This window comes from Caldibacillus debilis DSM 16016 (assembly GCF_000383875.1).
Classification (GTDB): Bacteria; Bacillota; Bacilli; order Bacillales; family Caldibacillaceae; genus Caldibacillus; species Caldibacillus debilis.
Genome location: NZ_KB912917.1, coordinates 49,376 through 74,951 on the forward strand (window position 1 = coordinate 49,376; position 25,576 = coordinate 74,951).

Genomic DNA, 25,576 nt, shown 5'->3' on the forward strand with positions numbered 1-25,576 from the left:
TCCAAAATAAAAAAGGCACAGAAGGGCTGGATTTCTGTGCACGACAAAAAAACCACCCCTCTTTCACGCTTGCGGAGTTAGCTGACGGGTTAGGAAGAAAGAGTCTCCCCCCTCAAGGCCCATGAGGTTCACCCCAAGAACGGCGGGTCCCCCGCTTCCTTACGGAATTCAGCGCTTGCAGGTGTCTTTTTAACATATTCAGTTTCTAATGAATTATACGCTTCCTCCGGCGCTCTTGCAACAGCGGACCGTCTGCGGCGGGAGCGCCTCGGACGGAAAACATCGGTGGTTAAGGCCGCGAATGCAAAGAATCGGGGGCCTGCCCGGAGCGGACGAAGGCCCCCGTCCCAGTTTCGGACGAAAGGATGTTCCTCAAGCGGATATTTTGATGACCGGTTTGACGGTAATGCCTTTGGCGGAGTCTTCAAAGGCTTTGTTAATTTCGTCAAAGGCATAAAAACGGATGAGTTTGTCGAACGGGAAAAGCCCTTTCTTGTAATAGGCGATCAATTGGGGAATGAACAATTTCGGCACCGCGTCCCCTTCGATCACGCCCATCATTGTTTTCCCTTCCGCCATAATCTCGTTATGGACGTCAATCGTCATTTCCGGCGTTACACCGACGATCGCCGTTTGTCCCAACGGCCGCAAAGCCTTGAGCGATTGCCGGACGACAGCGGGCACGCCGGTCGTTTCCACCGCATAATGGGTGCCGCCTTCGGTGACGGCCTTGATTTCTTTTACGACGTCCGCTTCTTTGCCGTTCAAAACGTGGGTGGCGCCTAATTCCTTCGCCAATTCCAACCGGTTTTGATGGATGTCGACGGCGACAATATGCTTGCATCCCGCGATCTTTGCCGCCATGACGGCGCTCAGGCCTACGGCTCCGCAACCGTAAACGGCGATCGAGGAACCGAATGCCGGTTTCAATTTGTTCAATACGGTTCCCGCCCCCGTTTGAATGCCGCAGCCGAGGGGGGAGAGAAGCGCCAAATCCACATCCTTATCCACTTTGACGACGTTTCTTTCCTTGGCAATGGCGTAAGTCGCGAAAGAAGATTGCCCAAAGAAGGTCGACACTCCCCGGCCGTTTTGAAAAATCCGGTAGTCGCCGTCTTCATCTTTTCCGCCAAAATTCAATTCGTTAATTTTAAAGCAAGCTCCCGGATGTCCGGTTAAGCAGTGCTCACATTGGCCGCAAGAGGCAAAGGATATGACCACATGGTCGCCAGGCCGAATGGTTTTGACGTCGGGACCCACTTTCTCGACGATTCCGCTCCCTTCGTGCCCCAGCACCGCGGGAAAGGGGGTCAAGCCGATGTCGCGGGCCACCGCGTCGGTATGGCAAATCCCGGAAGCCACGATTTTAACCAACACTTCATCCCGCTTTAAATCGGACAATTCCACCTCTTCGATCCGGAAGTTTTCCCCTTTGTCATGTACGACAGCCGCTTTGATTCGCATCATTCTTTCCTCCCTTTCGATTTTACGGCTGAAATGATGGAAAATTCTTCATCTTTATTGTAATCCCCGTCCCCGGCCGATGCAATTCCCCCTTCCGCTTTTTCTAATTGGCGTTTCCAAACATTTTTTGAACAAAACGATGGCGGCCCAAGGCTTCCGGCGTCCCCTTTCCCCGGATCAAGTCCTCCCATTTGTGTAAAATCCTGCTCCCAGTCAAGGGAACATCGCCTTCCGGAAATGGAACGGCTTTGCGCCCGCTTCTTTTACACAAAATCCTGGACTTCATCCTTTCCCCGGATGTAAAACAGAGGCCCCATTTTGAGCGTCCTGCCTTTCATATGGAAAAAATCGCGGCCGGAGGATAGGGAATGAGCGGCCGGCGGAACGGGTCCCATGGTACCCGGGAAAAATCTTTCCGGAAATGGCCCGGCTCCGCTTGCCCATAAACGGACGGCAACCGGAGCGTCGAGTTTCCGGCCCTTCCGCGGCAGGCAAGCGCGCCATCAGCCATGCGGAAAAAACATGCGCCCGTGGGAATACCGGGAGATCCGGCCGGCGAAGCAGTCCGCCAACGAACCGCCCGTCCTTCATCCTTACCGGGCGGCACGAAAAACTTCGATCCCACATATGATGAAATATGGCATTCGCCCAACCGGATTTCGTTTTCTCGCCCCATTTTCCAAAGAAAGGAGCTGGATTCTCCAATGGTTAATGTATACCGGATCGAACCGTTTTCCCACGATGTCCCCGTCGTCTGTTTGCCGGACACCTTCGGCGAAGATGTGCATTCCGTCAGTTTCGGATCCGTTTTCGTCCGGGTCGGCATCAAAAGGTTAAAAAATGGAGAAAAGAAAATTTTGCTGAGCAGCCCGTTGTATGAGGAACTGCATCTGCCGAAGCCGCCGCTTGCCCTTTCCGCTTTCGTCCACGACCGGACCCTGTATCTCGGCCCGATTCTCGGCATATTGACCGCCGGCTTTTCCCGGTCGGAAATCTCCCCTTTAAACGACCGTTCCGAAGCTTTCGCCAGGCTCATCGCTTCGGCGAAGAACAGCGGGGTTTTTTCGGTCGTCTTTGGCATCCGGCATATCGATTGGGAAAGGGGGCTGGTCAACGGCTACACTTGCCGGAACGGACATTGGCGGCAAATCGCCGTTCCCCTCCCCAACGTGATCTACGACCGTTTGCCCAACCGGAAGGTCGAAAAACTGAAGGAAGTCCGGGACATGAAGCGAAAAATCGTTTCCGAATATGGAATCCCCTGGTTCAACCCGGGATTTTTTAACAAAATGGAAATCCATCAACGGCTGGAAAAGCTCCCGGAGACAAAAAAATATTTGCCCCAGACGGTTCTCTTAAAGGATCAAGGCTCCCTATCGTCCATGCTGGACGAATACGGCTTCGTCTATGTGAAAGGGACGAACGGGAGCCATGGAAACGAAGTATTCCGGATCCGGAAAATCCACGAAAAAAAATATCTTTGCCTCTTCCGTGACGAAGGGCAGACAAACCGGATGTATAAGTTTTCCTCCCCCGGAGAGATCTATCAACATTTGTTCGCCGGCCGGGACGGCAACTGGATGATCCAGCGGGGCATCCGCCTTTTGCGCTTCCGGGGCCGGGAAATGGACTTCCGGATCCATGCGAACAAGGTCGGAAAAGATTGGAAAGCGACGGCGATTATCGCCAAATGCACGGGCGGAAACAGCGCCACTACCCATCTTTTATCCGGCGGGGAAGCAAAAACGCTGGAAGAGGTTTTTCCAAACGAAGAAGAAAGGTCTGTGCGGAAAAACCAGCTGACGGAAGCGGCGCTTGCGGTTTGCCGCGCCTTGGAAAAACAGCTGGATGGAATCTTCGGGGAAATCGGATTGGATATGGCCTTTGACCAGGACGGGAAAATCTGGCTGTTTGAGGCGAATTCGAAGCCGGGCAGGTCCGTCTTCGCCAGCCGGAAATTGAAGGGGCTGGAGGAGGAAATCAACCGCTCCCTTTTCGCCTTCTGTGCCGATCTCGCCAAAGAGGCGATCGTCCATCCGGAAACAGCGGGGATGAGCCCCGTGGCCTTGTAACTTCTCCCGCAACGGGCGATGACCGCATCCCGGCCGGTGATCCGATGTCTTGTCATCTTGTAACTTCTTCCGGCGGCCAGGCACATCGCCCGCGGCTTTATCCGAACCGTGCCCGGTCATCTCGCAACCCGCCCGCGGCGCCCAAGACGCTTTGCCGGATACAAGCCCCTTCCTTTGCCGTCGCTGTTTGCGGCCTCTCCGCAGCGGCATGACCGTCTTTGCGAAACGGATGGGGTCCTCTTTCGAAATGATTTCCCGTTTTGCGGCGCCGGGCGAACCGAAATTCCCGGGCAAAAAGTTGCTGCTGGTTCAACATCGCTTCCATAAGGGAAAACGTGGCGAACCGGGGCCATGCCGGACCCAAGCCTGGGGCCTGCTTTCGTTCGAGCGGCGGCAGCCGGGTTTTCCGAACAAAGCGGCACGCAAGCGGGAAACCATTTAACGAATCTTTCTATTGATCTGCATATCCGGCTAATATACCATATAAAACATAAGGATACGAAAACGGCAGGTCATGAAAGATGGACATTCGCGATATTTTTCCCGATGCCATTTTGGCGGACGCCCCCCGTTTCCGGGCGGGATATGCCAGCTTCTTCGACCCGGCGAGCGGCCGGTACATCCACATCCCGGAAAAAAGCCTGACCGACCGGGAAAGGAAATTGCTGTCCGCCTTCCTCACGCCGGCGGATGCCGCGGAAAAAAACCGGTTGAACAGCACGCCGGAACAAGAACGGTGGCATCGGTATCTGCTGGGCGGCGGTCCGCTGCCGGACGGGGAGGAAAGGCGGATCCGCTTTTTGCATTTTTTCATCCAGCAGCCCATCAAACAGCAGGAATTTATCGATGCCTTGCAATCCTTCCTGCAGGAAGGGATGGTCGTCGTTTGGCTGGATGAAAACAACGGGATCATCGTGGAAAGGGAATCGGCGGAACCGGTGGCCGAAGAGGAATGGCAGTCGTTCATCGAGGCGATCCAATCGGATTTTTATTACGATGTCTATTTCTACAGGGGGCGGTTTTTCCCGGCCGATGAAGGGCTGAAAGACCGTTTTCGCCGGGAGCAGGCCTATTTCCATACCGCTTTGAAAAAGATTCAGAACGAAAGGCTGTTCAATTTTGAAAGGGCCTTTCCCGTCTTCCTGCTTCTGTCCGATGAAGAGACGGCAAGGAACTTTTTGGCGGAAGAATGGCAGGAACTTTTCGCCGGGGACTACGAACTGCTTTCCATGATCAAATTGTTTATCGAAAATAATTCCAACATCAGCTCCACGGCGAAGATGCTTTATCTTCACCGGAACAGCTTGCAATACCGGATCGACAAATTTATCGAGCGGACATCCGTCGATATTAAAACCTTCCACGGTTCCGTGTCCGTTTATTTCATCTGCCTGTTCGGGGAAATCGTCCGGAAGAGGGACGGTTTTCCCCGGGGAGGATGACGTTCCTTAAAGCCCCGTTCCGGCCGGGGCTTTCGCTTTTTCTGCCGACGGACCGGAAAGAGCCCCAAGCGGCGATCCGTCGGGAGGAGGTTGGGAAAGCGGGGCTTCTAGTCCGGCATCGCCTGGTTCCAAAGGGAACCTTGCCCGGGACGGAAATGGCCGGCCGCATGCCGGGTCCGAAAACGCCGGCGATGCCTTGCCGAAAAGGGATTCCCTGGCGCTCCCGTTCCCCCTCTTTTTTCCATGCCAATCGGCCCGGAAAATTCCCGCGGGGCCGCTGCCGCTCCGACGCCGCCGGACGGCTTTTCCTCCCCGCCTCTTTTTCCGGAAATGGCCCCTTCTTGCGGTTCCCATTTCCTAGGCGGATATCCGTTCCGCCGGCATGGCGCCATAAAATGATGGCTCCCATTCTCAGCCACAGACGGATAAGCCGTTTCCATCCGGCGCAAGAAAACCCCTTCCCCTTCCTCCGGAATGCATTATTCAACGTGACGAAAATCGGCGGCGGAATTTTGTGCAGGCTGACTATAGCGCGATGAAAGCCATTTCATTACACTGAAAATGCGGACAACTTTTTGGGAAGGAGAAGAAAGATGGCAGAGCTGATCCTGGATCACGTATACAAAGTCTACGACAACAAAGTGACCGCCGTATCCGATTTCAATCTGCATATTAAAGACAAAGAATTCATCGTCTTCGTCGGCCCGTCCGGATGCGGAAAATCCACCACGCTCCGGATGATTGCCGGCCTTGAAGAAATTACCCAAGGGGATCTTTACATCGACGGGAAACGGATGAACGACGTCCCGCCGAAAGACCGGGACATCGCGATGGTCTTCCAAAACTACGCCCTCTATCCTCACATGACCGTCTACGACAACATGGCCTTCGGATTAAAACTGCGCAAATTCCCGAAAAAAGAAATTGAAGAACGGGTTCGAAACGCCGCAAAAATTCTCGGGCTGGAACAATACTTGGACCGGAAGCCGAAGGCATTGTCCGGCGGCCAGCGGCAGCGGGTGGCGTTGGGCCGGGCGATCGTGCGCGACGCCAAAGTCTTCCTGATGGACGAACCGCTCTCGAACCTGGACGCCAAATTGCGGGTGCAGATGCGGGCGGAGATCGCCAAATTGCATCAACGCCTGCAGACGACGACCATTTACGTCACCCACGACCAAACGGAAGCGATGACGATGGCGACCCGTCTGGTGGTCATGAAAGACGGGGTCATCCAACAGGTCGGAAGCCCGAAAGAAGTTTATGAAAAACCGGAAAATGTCTTCGTCGGCGGTTTCATCGGCTCACCGTCCATGAACTTTTTCCGGGGCGTCCTGGAAGACGGGGCCATCGCCCTCGGCGAAAGGAAATTGGCCATCCCCGAAGGGAAAATGAAAGTATTGCGGGAACAAGGCTATGTCGGCAAAGAAGTCATTTTCGGCATCCGCCCGGAAAATATCCACGATGAACCGGTCTATTTGGAATCCTTCCCCGGTTCGACGGTCCAGGCGAAAATCGAAGTCGCCGAATTGACCGGCGCGGAACAGATCCTCTACTCGACGTTGAACGGCACCGATTTCGTCGCCAGAATCGACGCCCGCACGGAAGTCAAAGCCGGCGATCAAATCACCTTGGCCTTTGACATGAACAAAGCCCATTTCTTCGATGTGGAAACGGAAAAACGCATCCGCGGAAACGAATGAGGGAACCCTTAGTACCGTTTCCTGCCGTTTATTGACCCTTTCCGGGCGCCCTCGCAGGCCGTTCCGGTTCAAGCAAAAACCTCCAAAGGAGGCTTCATCCCGGCGCAACGGGATCCGCGCCCTCCTTTGGAGTTTTTTCAATTCTTCACGATTCCGCGACGCCCAGGCGAAAGAAAAAAGCCATGGGAATCATCCATGGCCTTTATGCGAAGAGAACAAGTTTAAAAAGAAGGAAAATCAACAAAGTATAGAACACTTGAACCGAAATAAATATCGCGTACCCTTTATTGCTGTTTTTTTCCTTATATTTCTGGTAATATCGGAAAAGGAAATATTCGCTGGTAAAGCAAGTAAAATTAATAAGCAGAAAAAATGCCAATGTGACATAAATGCCATTTTCGTAATCCAAGAAGGATCTTGAAAACAGCAGCAGCGTCATCAAGAGATGAACAAAAGAATAACGAAACGCCTTTATTTTTTCCACAATCAGCTCCATCTACCGTTCACCTCCTAACGATGGGCAGAGCAAGGAACCCAAGGATAGTCGGTTGCGACCGGGAACGGAATCCGGACAGCTGGGGCCTTTCCGTCCTTCGCAAATCTTCTTCGTTCAAAGCCGCATATCCCTTCGGAATGTCACCGCAGGCCGGCGAGCGGGCCAGGCGATGGCATTGCCTTCCTTCGGGAGCGTCCCCGACATGCAAGTTTTCCTTTTTTCTTTTGATCTCCTGTTTTTTGTTATCCGTCTATTTTTAGAATACAGCGGGCGGGAAACATGTTCCATTTAAATTTTCGCAAACCTCCCGGATTTCCGCCGATTCTGCAATCGGGCTGAGGGGGCTGATCCCCGTCTCCCCGACGGCAGGCACCCGAAAGTCCCCCCTTCGGAACTTTCCGCATTGCCGCTCGCGGCGTAAAAAAGCGGGCACGGATCCGGCGGAATGCCGAACCCGTGCCCAAACGTCCGTTCATGAAGGGGCGCCAATGTGCGCCTCGATTTATTTTTTCATCGTATCCAAATTCCAAAGCATCGTGCCGATTAAAAATCCCAGCGTCATAATGCTTGCGATCGCCAACGTTACGGATAAATCCATCGATCTTCCCCCGCTTTTTTTCATAATCATCATGGGAACCGTAATTATTCCTTCCATTTTTTACATTAGCACATAAATTTCGCCGCAAGCGGGGGATTCTCTGACAAATTTTTGAACAAATGAAAAGACCCGATTTTCAGGGTCAAACGAAAAAGATTCATGATTTGCTCTGTTTCGAATCATCGCCCATGACTTGTTTCATGCCCTTTTTGAACTCGTAAAGGGTTTCTCCCGCCGCTCTGCCCAGTTGCGGCAATTTGGAAGGGCCGAAAAGAATCAGGGCGACAACCAGGATGATGAGGATTTCCCCGAATGACAGATTCATTTCACGTCATCTCCCCTGCGAGAATCTTCATTATCATCCTACTACTTTTAAGGAGCAAAAACAAGTTTTTTCCTTCACGGGCATGGGGCAAGATTTCTCGGGCGGTCAGCGGATCCGCGGTCAGGCGTCCTCATGACAGACATGTCCCCCGGCGGCCGGCGCCGTTTCCTTCTTTTCTGCTCGTCCCGTTCCATCGGGCGTTGCCAAGGTACCCCCGGTCCGGCATCCCATTGCCGGCCTGTGCGATTTTGGCCCATCCCCTTGCCGCGCTATTCGGACCCCGCCGCTTTCCGTTTTTCACACGGGCTTTTCCCGAAGAAGGGTGTTCGATTTGAACCGATGGCGGCGCGTCCCCTGAATACGCCCTCACCGCCTTGCAAGTGCCGGGATGGCGTCCGTTCCGGCGCACCGTTTTTCTGAAGGCCCGTGAAAACATCAATCGAAAACAACATAGGCCGCGATGATTCCCGCCACTGAAAAAACGTACAGGATGTTATTTCCCGGCACTTCCTTGTTTTTTAGAACGATCAAAAGTTTGTATGTAAAAAATGCGATCAATAAAAGAACGAAGAATAAAAGCATGTCCGTCCGCCTCCTGCCGCAATCATTGCATGTACGCTTCCCCGTTTTAGCCTTGATCCCGGAAGATCGGCAAAGTTACCGCAAAGGTGGTGCCGACTCCCATCTTGCTCCGTACGGATATGGATCCGTTGTGTTCGGCGATGATTTTGTTGCACATCATCAGGCCGAGGCCATTGCCGTTTTCCTTCGTGGTGAAAAACGGCTGCCCGATCCGGTTCATCAATTCTTCCGGGATCCCGCATCCGGTGTCGGTGACGGTAATAACGGCCGATTCCTTTTCCTTCGAGGCCTTGATGATGATTTTTCCCTGGCTTTCCGTCGCTTCCATCGCATTTTTTATTAAATTGATAAATACTTGTTTGATTTTTTGTTCATCGCAAAATACGGGGATCGGCTCCTCGTCCCGATGGAAAATGACCTGGATCCGCTTCCGGAAGATGTCCCCCTCCAAAAGGGCGATGGATTTTTCCAGAATGGCCCCCAGATTGCAGACCTTCCATTGGTTTTTGTTGGGCTTGGCAAAGCACATCAGCTCCTGGGATATGGATTCCAGGCGTTCCAATTCCAGCTCCATAATTTTTAAATACTCTTCGTTGTATTTCCGGTCCGCCTTCATGATTTGGATAAAGCCCTTCATCGATGTCAAAGGATTTTTGATTTCATGAGCGATTCCTGCCGCCAATTGGCCCAAAGCCGACAATTTATCCCTTTGCTGCAAAGATTCCATCGTATCAAGGGGGATTTCCCGCAGCGTAACGACATAGCCGTATTCCCGATTTTCTTCCTGGTCGCGCAAACGGGAAGCGTTGATGACCATCCATATGAAACTTCCGTCCTTTTTGGAAAAACGGCTGAGCCGTTTGACCGTCTCATCTCCACGGGGGAGGATCTGCAGACTTTTTTGTGGAGGGTGATTGAACAGTTCGTCCAGCGTTTTCCCCAACGCCTCGTTGCGAACATACCCCAAAATATCTTTTATATTGGGAGAAACGTATGTGATTCTCCCGTCCTTCGTGCATATGATGATCATTATGTCCAAAATCCGCGCGAGCAGTTCAAGGATCTTTTCCTCTTCCTCCGGCTTCACCGTTTTCTTTCCGGCGACAACGGCGTTGTTGCGGAATATCGACGGCATACTTCCACCCCTTTTCATAAAAACTGGTCCCGCCCATTCCCGGACGCAAAGCTCCCCCGCTTCCTCCGTTCTGTTATATAGTAAGGATGCTTATCTATATTGTAACAGATGGGCATGCAGGAAGAAACTTTCCTTTTCCCTCAGCTCTATGTATATGAAATTCCGTCCGAAACATGCCTCTTTTTTGACCGATCCGGATTCCCCCTCCGGTTTGTCCGGCTTCGGAAAGTTTGGAAAAGCGGGATCAGGCGTAATTCCGTAGTGGGGACAGGCGGATGTAGCCCGACCCTTTGGCGTGCCCGCCCGCCGGTATCCCGCCGGAGGGACCCGGGGGAAGCCCGGCTGCCGAAAAAGGCCCGGCGCTTGAAAAAAAGGATGCTTAAGGCTATCTTTAATATAGAATGGGGTATGGCGCGGGTTTTCCCACGAAGCATTGCAGCATATTCACGATCCACTTCTCCGCTCCTCTCAGGAAAACGTTCCCGCTCGTCCGCCCATCCGCCAAGCCTTGCATCCTGACGCAGGATCAATCGATGATGACGGGTATGGGAGTTTTTTTATGGATATTTTGACGGTATTCATCAGTATCATTTTCGTTTTGAACTTTTTGATGGCGATCGCCGTCGTGTTTCTGGAAAGGCGCGATCCGAGCGCCACGTGGGCCTGGCTGTTGGTCCTCTTCTTTATCCCGCTTGTCGGATTTATTCTGTATTTGTTCATCGGCCAAAATTTGCGGGGAAAACGGCTGTTCGTATGGGATGACATCAATAAGCTGGACTTTAAAAACATGATCCGGGAGCAATTGAAACAGCTGGAAGAGGGGACGTTCGTCATCAACAACCCGTCCGCGCTGGAACACCGGGACCTGATCCATCTCTTTTTAAAAAATAACAACGCCCTTCTGACCCAGGACAATCAGGTGGATATTTTTATCGACGGCAAAGACAAATTCGAAGCCCTGTTTGCGGACATTAAGCAGGCGAAGGATCATATCCACCTGCAATACTACATTTTCCGGGACGATGAAATCGGGAAGAAGCTCATCGACCTGTTGACCGAGAAGGCGAAGGAAGGCGTGAAGGTCCGCGTCCTGTACGATGAAATGGGATCGCGGCGGATCAAGAAACGGTCGTTCAACAAACTGATCGAGGCGGGCGGAGAAGTGGAAGTCTTTTTCCGGTCCATCATCCCGATGATCAATTTGCGCATCAATTTCCGCAACCACCGGAAGCTGGTCGTCATCGACGGGAAAATCGCCTATCTCGGCGGATTTAACGTGGGGGACGAATACCTGGGCTTAAGCAAGAAATTCGGCTACTGGCGGGACACCCATTTGCGGATCGTCGGCAACGCGGTCCACGCCGCCCAAATTCGCTTTATTTTGGACTGGAACCAAGCGTCGTACCGGCATGACATCCATTATGCGGCCAATTATTTTCCGGAATTCCGGCACGACGGCCATATTCCGCTGCAAATCGTGACGAGCGGCCCGGACTCCGAATGGGAACAGATCAAAAACGGGTACATTAAAATGATCTCATCGGCGAAAAAATCGGTCTTCATTCAGACGCCTTATTTCATCCCGGACTCGAGCATTTTGGATGTGCTCCGCATCGCCAGTTTGTCCGGCGTGGACGTGCGGGTCATGATCCCGAATAAGCCGGATCATATGTTCGTGTATTGGGCCACCTATTCCTACATCGGGGAACTGTTGAAAGCGGGGGCGAAAGTCTACATTTACGAAAATGGCTTTATCCACGCCAAAACGATCGTCGTCGATGAAAACGCCGCGTCGGTCGGCACGGCGAACATCGACGTGCGCAGTTTCCGGCTGAACTTCGAAGTGAACGCCTTCATGTATGACGGAAAGATCGCCCGCCAGCTGGCCGACATCTTCCGGAAGGATATGGAAAAATGCCGGCGGCTCACCTATTATCAATATTTGCAAAGGCCGCTGAAGATCCGTTTTAAAGAATCGATCTCCCGCCTGCTTTCCCCGATTTTGTAAGGCCGTCCGAAAACCGGTCCCTTCCCGGTTTTCGGGCGGTTTTTTTTGCCGCGAAAGGGGCGCTCGATCGCCGCCATCCGAAAACAAAGAGGCGGCAACCGTTCATTTTTTCCGCCAAAATGACCGGGTGATGGCCGCCCATGAGGGAAACCAAAAGAACCGCGACCTTTCATTTTTGCCCCAAAATGACCGCATGTTCTCCACTCATGACGCGAAATAAGCGGCTTCCGTCGTTTTTCCAACGGTCTTACGCCGCATCCGCCTTCCTCCCCGCCGCCGGGGATTTCCTTCTCTTTTTTAAAAAATATTCTTTCAAATGGAAATTTTATCAAATACAATGAAATTAGCGCCACGGAAAAACGGTTGGCCATCCGATCAATCGCATGATTTCAAGGAGGAACGAGAATGAAAAAAACCTGGTGGCTCGGCTTCGGATTTTTCAGCATCAGCTTGACCTGGAGCCTTTATAACGCCTTCGTCCCTTATTTTTTGGAAACGTTCATTTCCAGCGTCGCCGTCATCGGTTTCCTCATGACGCTGGACAATTACGTCGCCCTTTTTCTCCAGCCGTACATCGGCCGTCTGAGCGACCGGACGGATACCCGATTCGGCAAGCGGATGCCCTACTTGATCGCCGGGATGCCCTTGTCCGCCCTGTTCGTCTCCCTGCTCCCTTTCCATCGGAACTTGGCCGCTTTGGTCGCTTTCATGCTGCTGTTGAATCTGTCGATGGCCGTTTTCCGCTCCCCCACCATCGCCCTGATGCCGGACATCACCCCGGAGCCGAAACGGACGCGGGCCAACGGGATCATCAATTTCATGGGCGGAGTCGCCGCCATCATCGCCTTTGCCCTCGGTTCCCGGCTGTTTAAAACCAATGAGGCGGCGCCCTTCCTGTTTTCCGGACTGGTGCTCCTCCTTTCCCTGGGCATCTTGCTGTGGAAAATCCGGGAAAAGCGGGATTCCCTCACCGCCGGGCAGGCGGAGAAAGAAAAACCGGCCTGGAAAATGGAGTTCAACCGCCCGACGGTCTTCCTTCTCCTCGCCATCTTTTTCTGGTTCGTATCCTATCAGGGGATGGAGGCCCTTTTCACCCTTTACGGAAAAAACCATCTGGGGCTTTCGAAGGACCAATCCTCCTTTTCCCTGACCTTCTTTTCGTTAAGCTTTGTTTTGTTCGCCATCCCGAGCGGATTTTTCGCATCCAAAATCGGAAAGAAGAAAATGATCGTCACGGGGATCTCAGGCCTTGCGGCGGTATTTTTGCTGCTGAATTTCGTCCATTCGTTGACCGTCTTATGGATCCTCCTCTTCTTCGGCGGGTGCTTTTGGGCCTGCATCAACATCAATTCCTACCCGTTTGTCGTCTCCACGGGGAGCGAACAAAGCATCGGGACGAGAACGGGGCTGTACTACTTGGTTTCTTCCCTCGCCGCCATCACCGGACCGCCCCTGTTCGGGCTGATCGTCGACTGGCTGAGCTACCAGGCCCTGTTTTTCGCCGCCGCGCTGAGCCTGCTCCTCGCCCTTGCTTGCATTTTCAATGTGAAATATACGGAAAATCCGGCCCGATGAGCCGGTCGTCCGCATGCGTTTTCATGCGAAAGAGGCGGAGAGCCGCGCGATGCTCCGGCTCTCCGTTCGCATTTTCCGGCGAACGGGGCGCGAAGCCCGGCCGACCGGCGGCACGGCGGCCCGCCAACCTTCGCGGCGGGAGCATGGTCCGGCGAACCCGCCATTCCTAGGAGAAAGGGGGCCGGCAACCGAAAAATATTCCCGCCCCTTGCCGATCCATTTGTTACAAATCGGGGAAAATTTTACGATGCCGGCAAAAACCATGGCGGGTTTTTCTTTTTTTCACGGGGGAAATAGGGTAAAATGGATTCGGTTGAATCACCTGTAATGGGGAACAGCTTAATCGGTGAGGAGCGAAACATCCGTGAAAGAAAAAGGTGCGATGCCGGTATTGTTTCTGATGATGTTCCTGGTCATGGTGGGCTTCGGCATCATCATCCCCGTTCTGCCCTTTTACGCGAAAACGGCCGGCGCCAATCCGGCGGAATTGGGGCTGTTAATGGCGGTTTATTCCCTGATGCAGTTGATCTTTTCGCCGATGTGGGGGAAAATTTCCGATGCCGTCGGCCGGAAACCGGTGCTCATGATCGGGATCAGCGGCCTGGCGCTGTCTTTCTTTATGATGGCGATGGCCGACAAATTATGGATGCTGTTTGCCGCAAGAATCCTCGGCGGCTTCCTGTCCGCCGCCAACATGCCCGTCACCATGGCTTATGTGGCGGATATCACGACGCCGGAAAACCGGAGCAAGGGCATGGGATTGGTCGGGGCGGCGGTCGGGCTCGGTTTCATATTCGGGCCGGCGATCGGAGGCGTCTTTTCCAAAACGAGCCTCTCGTTGCCGTTTTATATCGCCGGAACCAGTTCTCTTTTGACCCTCCTGCTCGTCATCTTCGTGTTGAAAGAATCGCTGCCGAAAGAAGCGCGGCAGCGGGCGAAGGCGGAATACGAGCCCTCCCGTTTCAGCCTGTTAAAGGGGCCCGTCGCCCTGCTGTTCTTCCTGCAGCTGTTCGTCTCCATTTCCCTTTCGGGATTGGAAGCGACCTTCGCCTACTTCGCCTCCGAAAAGGCGGGGCTCACTTCGGTGAAACTCGGATATATCTTTATGATCATGGGGTTGGCCGGGGCGGTCGTGCAAGGGGGGCTGATCGGCGTCCTGACGGACAAACTCGGGGAAGCGGCGGTCATCAGAGGGGGGATCGCCGTCTCCTTCATCGGATTATTGCTGATCTTGTTCACGAAGAATTTTGCGACGGCGGCCCTTTTCCTGACGATCTTCGGCCTGGGGAACGGGGTCATCCGCCCGACCGTTTCCAGCCTTTTGACGAAAATTTCCAAAACCGGGCATGGCGGCGTAACCGGGCTGCTTTCCTCCTTCGATTCCCTGGGGCGAATCATCGGGCCGCCCCTGGGCGGCGCCCTTTTCCAAATCTATTCCGGCCTCCCCTATTTGGCCGGGGCGTTCTTTTCCGCCGTCGCCTATGCCCTGTTCCAATTCGCCAAGATCGACCGGACGGAAAGTCTGTCGTAAATTTCCGTTTTTCCCCGAACGGTAAAAACAAAACGCCGCATGCAAGCGGCGTTTTTTTCAATGCCAAGCTGTCGGAAATCGGCGGTATCAAAAACCGAAAAAGCGGCAGGAAACCGCGGATTTTCCGGCGAGGGCCAAAAACATAGCGGTCGGGCGGGATCATCCGGTCCTTCGGTCGAGGCATTTGCCGATCCTTCATTGCGAAAAGGAATGCGGCCTTTTTCCGGTTTTTCTTTCCGGAAAGCGCCGCGGCGGGATTAAAGAAAGGCCGCGGGATCCGGCGTTCTTACCGGCTCAGCGGTTTCCGTTCAAAGAGGCCGGTTCCCCTGCTTTGCGACAGGACGACGATGGCCAGGGCCGTCCAGATGAAGAGGAAGGCCCAAAAATGCACGGCCGTAAACGGCTCGTGGTAGAAAAACACGCCCAAAAGAAGCATCAAGGTCGGCGCAATATATTGGAGGATGCCGAGCATAAACATGGAGATCCGCTGCGCGCCCTTCGCAAAAAACAAAAGGGGCAAAGCGGTGGCCGGACCCGTCAGGATCAGGAAAAGGTCCGTGGAAAGCGAATGGACGGAAAAGGAACTTTCCTTAAGGAAAATGAGATAAAGGATATAGCCGATGGCGAAGGGGCATACCGTCATCGTTTCCACCGCCAAACCGACGGAGGAATCGACGTTGACCATTTTTTTCAGCAAACCGTAAACGCCGAAAGTCAACGCCAGCCCCATGGAAATCCAGGGAAACTGCCCGTAGGAAACGGTCAGGACGAGCACGCCGGCGGAGGCGAGAAGCACGGACAGGACCTGCGCCCCGTTCAGCTTTTCTTTCAATACGAGAATCCCGAGGACAATGCTGATCAACGGATTGATGTAATAGCCCAGGCTCGATTCGACCACATGCCCGTGATTGACGGCCCAAATAAAAATAAACCAGTTGACGGACAGGATGAAAGAGGCGGCCGCCAAGGCGATCCCCCGTTCCGGCCTTTTCCGGAACCCCATCACCGTTTCCCTCCATGCCGGAAGCTTCCCGGAAAAGACGATCAGCGCCGCCATAAAAACGAAGGACCAAAAGATCCGGTTCGCCAAAATTTCCCCCGACGGGACATGATCGATCATTTTCCAATAGACCGGCAGCACGCCCCATAAAAAATAGGAAAGGGCCGCGTAAAAGACCCCTTTTTGATCCATGCAAAATCCCCCTTCAAATGCCCACGCGCGGGCCCATATCGGCAATTGCATGAAGATTATTCTACCCGATCCCCAAATTTTTTTCCACTATATTGCTTGCCGGAAAGTATCGGATGGACGGAGTCCGCGGGGGCAGGCGGCCGATTCCCTTGCGCTTTTTTCGGAAAGATTTTGTCCGGCCCGGCCCGATGAAGTCCAAAAATTTGTGTAAAAAGAAGCGGGCGCAAAGCGGATCCATTCCCGGAAGACTGTGTTCCTGGAACATGGAGCGGGAATTTACACAAACATGAGAACTTGACCACCGGCCAGCCATTTGCAAAAAAGGCAAAGGAAAAACCTTATGAAAAAAGAACCTTGTTGTTTTTGGGCGAGATTCCCAAAGGAAACTTATGAAAAAAACGGGGATCCGGAAAGCCCAGACGCCCCCATTCTTTCGTCCGGATGATTGCGCCAAGACCGGCAGAAAGCCAACATGCCGGCGCGGCGCCGGAAATGAGACATGCGGTTGTCGGACAAAACAAGAAAGGCCGCTTCAGCCCCAAATTGCCCTATCACCTCGCTTCACGGAGCGCCTCCACGATCGCCCCGGAAATTTTGTCCCTTTTCATGGGGAACGACCGCACCGCTTTCAATTCCAATTGAATCAGGGTCCGCATATTCTCACCGTCCAAGATCTTGCGCCTGCCCTTCCATTTCAACCGGGCGAACTGTTCCCGTCAAGACTTTCCCATATCCCGGCAGCCAATCGCAAAGAAAATTAGCAATCTTTATTCATATTTTTTATCAGAATTTCTATTTTTTGTAATCAGGAGAATTATAAAGGGAATCGCCGTTGGCTGTTCTTGGCGGGCAAAAACAAGGAACCTCCCCGCTTGGGGAGATTCCCGAAAGAGATCCTTATTGTTCTTTTGCTCTCCTCACCCTTGCCGCAAGCGGCAGGGAAGCAAGGATCAGCACCAGGCCGGCCGCCAATGCCTGGAACATGCCCGTCGCCGTATCGGGGAGGGGGCTGCCGGCGCCGGCTTTACCGTTTCCTTCCGTCAAATCTTTATCGGAGACGGTGTAAATGCTGAAGTGGCTTACCTGGGCGCTTACCGTACCGTCCTTGTAGACGGCGCCGGGCACCAGTTCCCATTGTTTTTTCCCTTCGTTGTAATAATACATGTTCAAGTTGTCCTTATGGTCCGCCCGGACGTGAAATGCCAGGGTAACGGGCGGGTTGAAGCCGGTCACTTTGTTCCCGTTTCCGTCGTAAAGGTTGAAATCGTAAACGGCGCTGACGGCTTCTTTCAGATCCGGCAGTCTTTTCATTTCAATTTTCACCGGCCCATCGGGCAAAGCCTCCGCCGGTACTGCCACGGAAACGAGACGGTTCTTGAATTGGACCGTCGCCTTCTTTTCTTTCAGGAGCCGCACCTGATCCGCCGTCAGGGCGAGAACGGCCGTATCCGCGTCCACTTCCACCGTCAGCAAGCCTTCCGGTTTGAGCTTCGCGATGTCTTCGTCGGCAATCGCCGCCGTATTCCCTTTCACGGCCTGCCGGACGGTGACATGGTCAAGCAGCTCCCCTCCGCCGGTTTCATCCCCCGGCGGTTCGGTACCGCCGCCGGGCTGATCGCCGCTGCCGGCCTCATCATCGCCGGGCTGATCGCCGCTGCCGGGCTGATCATCCTCCGGCTGATCATCCCCGGGCTGGCCGCCCCCATCGCCCGGCTGGTCACCGCCCGGTTCCCCGTCACCGGGCTGGTCGCCTCCGGGAGGTTCCGTTCCTCCGTCCCCGGGTTCTTCACCGGGTTCTTCCGGTTGTTTTTCGGCAACGATCCTTCCTTCCACTTGGGGCGAAACCGGGCCGAATTGGCGCAAGTATTCGCTGAACACCTCATAATCGGGGATGTCCAGATTCTTCATGCGGCCGTCCTCATAGGCCCGCTTCAAGGAATCGTAGCCGTCGCCGCCCTTCGCCGTGAAGGAGTTGGTGGCCACAGTGTAAAGGGCGTCTTTTTTCAGCGGCTCGAACTTGCCGTCGGCATTCTTCGCTTCCACGAACCAGACCCGCTCGCCCGCGGGCTTTTCCGGATCAAATTTGAAGCGCAGTCCCGAGACTTGCAAAAATCCGCCGCTCTGGGCCGGATAGGCGCTGACGCTGTGTTCGAGGGCCTCAAGCAATTCTTCCCCCGTCAATTGAATGGCGACCAGGGTATTCTCGAAAGGCAGGACGGTCCGCACGTCGCCCATCGTAATGTCCCCGGCCTTGATGGAAGCGCGGATGCCTCCCCCGTTTTGCAGAGCGATGGTCGTTTCCGGGAGAAACTGCTTCATTTTCCATACCATGCCGTCGGCGATCAGATTCCCGAGATTCGTTTCCTTCGTCCGGACATTGGCCCGTTCGCCGTCCAAATCAACCGTTGTGGCCCCGACCACCTCTTTCAGCAGCTCGTCGATTTCCGCCTTGTATTGTTGGACCTTCGCTTCCAGAACCGCATCCTTCGCGTAATTGTCCGCGTTTAGAGGAAGCAGTTCCGCCTCGTAATCCCGGACGACGCCCCGTTCGTCGAAGGTGACGTCCAGCACCCCGAGATAATTCAATTTTTCTCCGGCTTGGACGATCACCGTCGGTTCTTCCTTATCGACAAGCACCCCTTGTTCGAGCACGGTATGGGTATGCCCGCCGACAATGACGTCAATGCCGTCCACCGCTTTGGCCAATTCCAAATCCTTGTCGTAGCCCAGATGGGACAAGGCGATGATTTTGTCGATCCCCATGTCTTCCAGGGACTCGACGGTTTCTTCCGCCTTTTCCTTCGCTTCGGAGAATCTCGTCTCCGCGCTCGGGCTCGAGATCGTCGGCGTGTCTTCCGTCGTCAGTCCGAAGATGCCGACCTTTTCCCCGTCAATCTCTTCGATGACCGCCGGGTAAATTTTCCCGTCATCTCCCGGTTGGCCGATTTCCTTTTCGACAAGGGGACCCAACAGGGCATCCTTGGAAAAGTCGATATTCGCGCTGACAAAGGGGAATTTGGCGCCTTTGACAAAATCGGCCAACACCTTGGATCCCTTGTCAAATTCGTGGTTCCCGAAGGTCATCGCATCGTAGCCGACCGCGTTCATGAAATACAGGTCCGCTTGTCCCAGCTGGGTATTGAAATACAGGGTGCCGGAAAAGACGTCCCCGGCATGGAGCAGCAGGCTGTTTTTCGCCCGGCTTCTGACCTCATCCACCGCCGTGGCCAAGAAGGGGAATTGTTCCACATTGGCATGGGTGTCGTTCGTATGCATGACCGTCAGGTCGAATTCCTTTTCTTCCGCCGGCTGTTGGCCGAAATCGAACTGGGCGATCACCGGATCATGGTCGGAAGCGCGCCCGTGGATTTCCATATAGGGTGCGTTGATGTGAACGATGTCGGCCTTCGCGGCGGCAGCCAATTTTTTCGTGGCCAAAATATGGTCAAGCACTTGGGAATTGCCTTCGTATATATAGGAATATCTTTTCTTCAACGGGACTTTGTCGATCAAATTTTCCAGGATATTTCCTTTTAACTTTTTCAAGGGGTTTGCGAATTGGAAATCGTTTAAGTCGCCGAGCACGATCACATTGGCTTCCGGATCCTCGGCCAGGATGCCGGCGACGAAATTATGGACGACTTCGGCGATTTGCATCCGCTGGGTTTCGCTCTTCAAAACCGGCGGCTGATGGACGCCGTAGAGCGGATCGTCCCCGCCTTTGGAATTAAAGTGGTTGGCGATGACGATGATGTCTTCCCCGTTGAACCGGAATTGGGCCGCCAGCGGTTTCCGGCTGTCGGTAAAGGCGGGATTGGCCGGATCGATCCTGCCCGGGTTCAGGGTCAATTTGCCGTTTTCAAATTGAACGGCTTCATCCGCGGTCCCCTTTTTCCCGGGGACAAGCTGCACCCGTTCCGGATTGTACAGGAAGCCGACGCGGATATTGCCGCCCGGGGCGCCCCCGTCCGCTTTGTCCTTCGGGGCGATGTCCGTCCATTGATAGGCCGGGCCGCCGTGGGCTTTGATCGCCTGAATCAGCGCCTCGTAATTGGCGTCGGCCGCCGTCGTCCCGCTATCCTTTTCCCCGTCATTGTCCTGCATTTCCACAAGGCCGATGATGTCGGGGGCGTTCAAATTCACCACGATGGACTTGGCGAGCTTTTCCGTTTTTTCCGCAAGCCCGCTGTAGTAATTTTCGATGTTGTACGTGGCGACGGTCAGGACGTTCCCGCCGCTTTTCAAACGGGTGACCGGCGGGGTGAATTCCCGCTTCGCCAATTCCGGCAGGGAATCTTTATCGGTCAAAACTTTGAAATTGCTGTAATCGAAGGTGAGCACGCCCGTAACCGTCCCCAGGAACCGGTCGCCGGTTTTGGCGTCAAAATTCGGATCGAACACATCGATGAAAATCCGTTCCGGATTGGCCGATTCCTCCGTTAACAGGATGCCCCCTTCCGTCGTGTACGTCTTCCCTTCGGCGGTTTTCGTCAGGACGGGGATCTCCCCGTAACTTTGCGGCCCGGCAACGAGGGGATTGACGACGGATACGCGCATCCCTTCCAGCGATTCGTAATAATCGATGGCGTCTTCTTCCGGGTCGAATTGAGAGAATCCGTCATTATCGATGACCTCGGCCGGCGGATCCAGGACGACCGGCTCCGGCAATTCCGCTTGGGGCTGTAGGACCCGTACTTCATCGGCATTGATTTCCGTCACGGGCAGGTCCACGTCTTTTTTGCCGGAGGTGATGACCCATTCTTTTACCGTTCCGCTCACTTCGACGAGATTGCCCGTCCGGACGCCGTGATCCCTTTTATAGACGAGAAGCCCTTCCGAAGTGTCGGGGTCGTTGTCCGGATTCGGGGACTGGATGTAAAAATTGCTGTTGTCCACGACAAAGGTGACGACCCCTTGGACGTTTTTCACTTTCCTGTCCTTGTACGGGGAAAAGTGCCCTTCCCCTTGGATATCGCTGATCGTCAACGTTTCGCCTTCACCGGGCTGTTCTTCCGGAGGCTGTTCAGGCGTTCCCTCTTCAAAGCGGATATCCGTCGGCGATTTCAAACCGGGCATGGAGAAATAGGGTTCGAGGGAACCGGTGACATAGACTTTTTTGCCGAGAATGCCGGGGTTGGATTTTAAACCGAAGTTCGCGCGGAAACCGGATGTGATTTGCACCGGCAAGATTTTGGCGGGATCCCTTTCGCCGGGCGTATCAGCGAGGGCGAAATTATAATCATCCGGAAATGGGGCTTCAAATTGAATATTGTTTTTGGCCTTCACGTAACCGACGACATATCCCGCGACAGTCGCCTGTCCGGAATTTTCAGCGATCGCTTCCGCAACCGTCAATACTTTGCCGTTTTCATTTTCTGCAGCTTGGGAAATTTGTGCAAAGGGGATCGAGTAGTTCAATAAGAGGGCAAACACGACAAAAACCTTCAAAAACCGTTCGAGAAAATTTCTCATCCTCTTCCTCCTTTGGCCGTTTCAATTCAGGCGGCGTTTTTGGCGAAACCGTCGGAATTCGTTTGCGGACACGCTTTTCAATGAAAAGGGACAATCTTCCTTTTCTATTTTTGCAAAAAACACCTCCGATGAAATGGTGCAAAAGCCCTAAAAGTTCGGGAAAATTTCCAAATTAATATATAACACATTCTTTTTTTACTTTTGGGAAATTCATCATATTTTTAAAATGATAAAGCACTTTTTTACAATCCTTAACGATTTTTTTACGTTTTCGGTGAAAGATCCGGAGCCTTCCGTTTCCGGAAGGGGAAGGCGGCCAGAAAGGGGCGAATCCTTGCGGGGAAGGGTGAAAACGCCCGGAACGGCGGCTGCCTCCGGGCCTTCGCGGAGATTGGCCCGCCCGGCACCCGGGCAGTCAACAATATCTCCGCCAAAAGTCGTAACGATTGAAAAACCGTTCCCGGTATCCGTCATAAAGGTACAGATTTCAGGCCAATCGCCCCCGATGTTGGACACCGGATGCGATGATGGACATTTTCCCTGCGGTGATGGACGTTTTTTTCGGGATGATGATCATTTTTTCTTTCATATTGGACAAATTTTTTTCTATGATGAACGTAATTGTTAAAATGATGAACCAATTTGTGAAAATGTCGGACATTCCCATGGGATGTTGGACAAATTTTTCCAAATATTGAACGTTCGGATGGAAATGTTGGACGTTCCTCCCTTGAACCAATAAAAAATATGGAACGTTTTCCCCTTTTTATTGGACATACAAACCCTTATATTCAACATTTTCCAAAAATGTTGAACATAATCCCTTGAATGTTGAACCGTCTCATCACGGGGAAAAATCCAATGTTGGACATTGTGGTCCGGAAAAATGGGAACGGTTCGCGGTTTAGAACAATGCGACGCGGATCTCCGCCGGTGAAAAATCGATCATGCACCATGCAGCCGCTTCATTGAAATGAACGCTTACCATTATCCCGCACCTTGAGCCGGCGGCGTTTCTATGAGTTCCCGTCCTTCGGAATTCCCTCCGGGATCGTGAAAAGGATAAAGCCTCATGTTTGCGGAACATACGGACCCCTGCCGCATCCGAAGGAGCAGCCCTCGGATCAAGTCTTTAAGTTTGGTAAAATCCTGCCTCCGGTCGGGGGAACACGGCCTTCCGGGAATGGTTACGCAAATTCTTGGACTTCAAGGCTGTTCTTATGGCCCCATGACCCCGTATTGGAAAATATTGCGAAAACGGCTACAATAATAAGGAAGAAAAACCAAAATCCGCAACAATCACTGCGATTTCAAGGAGTTTCGTTCCGATGAAAACCGTCGTTGCGACCTTGAACGCAAAATATATCCATATGAATTTGGCCATCCGCTATCTCAAAGCCTATGCCGAACCGGATTTTCCCGTCGAGCTCGCGGAATATACGATCAAAGACCCGGTACTCCATATTGTCGCCGATTTAATCGAAAGAAAACCGGATGTCATCGGCTTCAGCTGCTACATATGGAATATCGAAGAGACGATCCGGGTGATCGAGATCCTCAAAAAGATCAATCCGGACATCAAGATCGTGCTGGGCGGTCCGGAAGTATCGTACGACGTGTTTTATTGGCTGGAAAGGCTCAAAGAAGCGGATTGCATCGTCATGGGCGAAGGGGAAGAAACCTTTAAGGAGCTGCTTTCGTGTTTTAAAAACGACGAGCCGTTGGAAAATGTCCGGGGCATCGCTTTCCGCAAGGACGGAAAAGTGAAAATCAACCCCGCCAGGCCGAAACTCAATCTGCGCAACCACCCGTCCCCCTTCCGTTTCAAAGAAGACATCCCGGATCTCGGCAAGCGGATCGTCTATGTGGAAACGAGCCGCGGCTGCCCCTTCCAATGCCAGTTCTGCCTCTCGTCCATCGAGACGGGCGTCCGTTTTTTTGACCGGGAAAAAATTAAGGAAGACATCCGCTACTTGATGAAGAACGGGGCGAGAACGATCAAATTTGTCGACCGGACGTTCAACATCAGCCGCAGCTACGCGATGGACATGTTTCAATTTTTAATCGACGAACATGTGCCGGGCACCGTCTTCCAATTCGAAATTACCGCGGATATCATGAAGCCGGAAGTGATCGAATTTTTGAATCAAAACGCCCCGCCGGGGCTGTTCCGTTTTGAGATCGGCGTGCAGTCGACCAATGACTTGACCAATGAACTGGTGAAACGAAAACAAAACTTTGAAAAGCTGGCGCGGACGGTCCGCCTGATCCGCGAAGGGGGCAAAATCGTCCAGCATCTCGACTTGATCGCCGGCCTGCCGGAAGAAAACTACGATTCTTTCCGGAAAACCTTCAATGACGTGTTCGCCCTCCGCCCCGAGGAATTGCAGCTCGGCTTTTTAAAAATGCTGCGGGGCACCGGCCTCCGCCAACAGGCGAAGCAATGGGACTACGTCTATATGGACCGGGCCCCCTACGAAATTTTAAAAAATAACGTCTTGTCCTTCGATGACATCACCCGGCTCAAAAAGGCGGAAGACATCCTGGACAAATATTGGAACCGGCACCGGATGGACGCAACGGTGGAATTTTTGGTGACTTACGCCTTTGAAACCCCCTTCGATTTTTTTCAGCAGTTCGGCATCTATTGGTCGGACAGGGGATGGGCCAAAATCGGGCATCAGCTGGAAGACTTGTTCACCCGGCTCCTCGAATTTTTGCGCCATGCGGAAATCCGCGATATGGACATCGCCCTGGCCTTGATGAAATTTGATTATTTGTCCCGGCTGAAATATAAGCCGCGGAAAATCTGGTGGGAAGACGGTTTGACGAAGGAAGAACGGGCGGAAATCTTCCGCGGGCTGCCCCAGTCCGATTTGCCGGAAGCGTTGAAGAACCTGTCCGAGCGGGAATGGATGAAACATGTGGTCGCGGAAAAAATGCCCATCGACTTGCCGGCCTTTTTGCAGTCAAAAAAAATCGTCCGTGAGGATCACTATTTATTGTTTTACTATGACGGAAAAGGGGAATGCCGGTATTTTCAAGTTTGATCATTTGCAGTTCCGCTGCTGGCGGATGATTTTTGGAAGAATGAAGAGTGAGCGGTGCATGCGAAAAGACCTGCCCATGACGGCAGGTCTTTTTCCATGAAAGAGGAAGATGATCTCTTCTGCCCGGTCTCCGTTTTCAAACGCCTTGCGGATTTCATACAGGTGGCTCGGGCTCGCTCACAAGTAAGTACCAACAACGGAGTGCGGTTTACCATGGCCGTCTCTATGAATGTTTTAATCACTCATAGGCAAAAATTTAAACCCAACCGTACCACTCAGAGGAATCCTGTTTCCGTTTAGTCTCAATCCCTCATATAGGTAAGATACATACGCGTGATGGGTTCAGCGAACCCCAACAGATTGATGTTTCAATCCCTCGAAGGTAAGATTACAAACGCGCCTGTCCGCCTTGTGATTTATGTACTGAGATGCAGGTTTCAATCCCTCAAAGGTAAGATACAAACGAACTTCTGAATGTAGGGGGCGAGCTGGTCGCCGAGTTTCAATCCCCCAAAGGTAAGATATAAACCTGAATTGGCTCGAAGTGTACGAAGAAACGAACGCCGGTTTCAATCCCTCATAGGTAAGATACAAACCGGGGATATGCTGGCGGTCGTGAGAGTCTTCGACAAGTGTTTCAATCCCTCATAGGTAAGATACAAACATGATCACCTCAAAACCACTCATTTTCTGGAGCATCGTTTCAATCCCTCATAGGTAAGATACAAACGGCGTTCTATAGAAGTGTATCTTATGCCAGAAAACGTTTCAATCCCTCATAGGTAAGATACAAACGAGAAAGAATCGGGCTACCATTTACAGATATGAAAGGTTTCAATCCCTCATAGGTAAGATACAAACGGATGAAGGCGGAAAGTGTATATGTCGTTTTTGAAAGTTTCAATCCCTCATAGGTAAGATACAAACTACAGAC

14 protein-coding genes, 1 CRISPR repeat array and 1 riboswitch are annotated in these 25,576 nt (G+C 52.9%); of the genes, 7 read left to right on the forward strand and 7 right to left on the reverse strand.

The genetic code is table 11. The features are described 5' to 3' along the window. Window positions 1-51 precede the first annotated feature (51 nt). Window positions 52-184, reverse strand: a riboswitch (cyclic di-AMP (ydaO/yuaA leader). 188 nt (window positions 185-372) lie between these two features. Beyond that, a complete protein-coding gene (locus tag A3EQ_RS0119190) occupies window positions 373-1,464 on the reverse strand; it encodes an NAD(P)-dependent alcohol dehydrogenase (RefSeq protein ID WP_020156763.1) in 1,092 nt (363 codons plus the stop codon). 704 nt (window positions 1,465-2,168) lie between these two features. Between A3EQ_RS0119190 and A3EQ_RS21505 the strand changes: the two genes are divergently transcribed. The 3 genes from A3EQ_RS21505 (at window position 2,169) to A3EQ_RS0119225 (ending at window position 6,678) form a co-directional block, all read left to right on the forward strand. Next, the gene (locus A3EQ_RS21505) at window positions 2,169-3,536 is read left to right on the forward strand and encodes a YheC/YheD family endospore coat-associated protein (protein ID WP_169382733.1); all 1,368 of its coding nucleotides are present in this window, start codon (window positions 2,169-2,171) and stop codon (window positions 3,534-3,536) included. A gap of 521 nt (window positions 3,537-4,057) precedes the next feature. After that, on the forward strand, window positions 4,058-4,978 hold the full coding sequence (locus tag A3EQ_RS21510) for a PucR family transcriptional regulator (RefSeq protein ID WP_020156768.1): 921 nt from the start codon (window positions 4,058-4,060) through the stop codon (window positions 4,976-4,978). Between the two features lie 593 nt (window positions 4,979-5,571). After that, on the forward strand, window positions 5,572-6,678 hold the full coding sequence (locus A3EQ_RS0119225; RefSeq protein ID WP_020156770.1) for an ABC transporter ATP-binding protein: 1,107 nt from the start codon (window positions 5,572-5,574) through the stop codon (window positions 6,676-6,678). A 202-nt stretch (window positions 6,679-6,880) separates the two neighbouring features. Here A3EQ_RS0119225 and A3EQ_RS0119230 read toward each other — a convergent pair whose 3' ends face one another. The 4 genes from A3EQ_RS0119230 to A3EQ_RS21515 all read right to left on the reverse strand — a co-directional run bounded on the left by A3EQ_RS0119230 (window position 6,881) and on the right by A3EQ_RS21515 (window position 9,814). Further along, a complete protein-coding gene (locus A3EQ_RS0119230) occupies window positions 6,881-7,174 on the reverse strand; it encodes a hypothetical protein (protein ID WP_020156771.1) in 294 nt (97 codons plus the stop codon). Window positions 7,175-7,929: 755 nt separating this feature from the next. Continuing rightward, window positions 7,930-8,097, reverse strand: a complete 168-nt coding sequence (locus A3EQ_RS0119250) for a twin-arginine translocase TatA/TatE family subunit (protein ID WP_020156775.1) — start codon at window positions 8,095-8,097, stop codon at window positions 7,930-7,932. 435 nt (window positions 8,098-8,532) lie between these two features. Next, complete coding sequence (locus A3EQ_RS22660; RefSeq protein WP_020156777.1) at window positions 8,533-8,679, reverse strand: hypothetical protein; 147 nt, start codon at window positions 8,677-8,679, stop codon at window positions 8,533-8,535. Between the two features lie 46 nt (window positions 8,680-8,725). Next, on the reverse strand, window positions 8,726-9,814 hold the full coding sequence (locus A3EQ_RS21515) for a two-component system sensor histidine kinase NtrB (RefSeq protein WP_020156778.1): 1,089 nt from the start codon (window positions 9,812-9,814) through the stop codon (window positions 8,726-8,728). 559 nt (window positions 9,815-10,373) lie between these two features. Between A3EQ_RS21515 and cls the strand changes: the two genes are divergently transcribed. The 3 genes from cls to A3EQ_RS0119300 all read left to right on the forward strand — a co-directional run bounded on the left by cls (window position 10,374) and on the right by A3EQ_RS0119300 (window position 14,928). Further along, a complete protein-coding gene (cls, locus tag A3EQ_RS0119275; RefSeq protein ID WP_020156780.1) occupies window positions 10,374-11,822 on the forward strand; it encodes a cardiolipin synthase in 1,449 nt (482 codons plus the stop codon). 405 nt (window positions 11,823-12,227) lie between these two features. After that, window positions 12,228-13,397, forward strand: a complete 1,170-nt coding sequence (locus A3EQ_RS0119290; RefSeq protein WP_020156783.1) for an SLC45 family MFS transporter — start codon at window positions 12,228-12,230, stop codon at window positions 13,395-13,397. Between the two features lie 364 nt (window positions 13,398-13,761). Then, the gene (locus A3EQ_RS0119300; protein ID WP_026500091.1) at window positions 13,762-14,928 is read left to right on the forward strand and encodes an MFS transporter; all 1,167 of its coding nucleotides are present in this window, start codon (window positions 13,762-13,764) and stop codon (window positions 14,926-14,928) included. Window positions 14,929-15,214: 286 nt separating this feature from the next. Here the strand turns inward: A3EQ_RS0119300 and rarD are convergent, their stop codons facing one another. Together rarD and A3EQ_RS21935 are read right to left on the reverse strand one after the other, a co-directional pair. Next, window positions 15,215-16,120: an EamA family transporter RarD gene (gene rarD, locus A3EQ_RS0119310; RefSeq protein WP_020156787.1), complete on the reverse strand. Its 906-nt coding sequence runs from the start codon at window positions 16,118-16,120 to the stop codon at window positions 15,215-15,217. Window positions 16,121-17,017: 897 nt separating this feature from the next. Further along, complete coding sequence (locus A3EQ_RS21935) at window positions 17,018-21,592, reverse strand: 5'-nucleotidase C-terminal domain-containing protein (RefSeq protein ID WP_020156791.1); 4,575 nt, start codon at window positions 21,590-21,592, stop codon at window positions 17,018-17,020. Window positions 21,593-22,920: 1,328 nt separating this feature from the next. Between A3EQ_RS21935 and A3EQ_RS0119345 the strand changes: the two genes are divergently transcribed. Continuing rightward, complete coding sequence (locus A3EQ_RS0119345; protein ID WP_020156794.1) at window positions 22,921-24,642, forward strand: B12-binding domain-containing radical SAM protein; 1,722 nt, start codon at window positions 22,921-22,923, stop codon at window positions 24,640-24,642. Window positions 24,643-25,007: 365 nt separating this feature from the next. Next, window positions 25,008-25,569: a CRISPR direct-repeat array (repeat unit 30 nt; unit sequence GTTTCAATCCCTCATAGGTAAGATACAAAC). Window positions 25,570-25,576 lie beyond the last annotated feature (7 nt).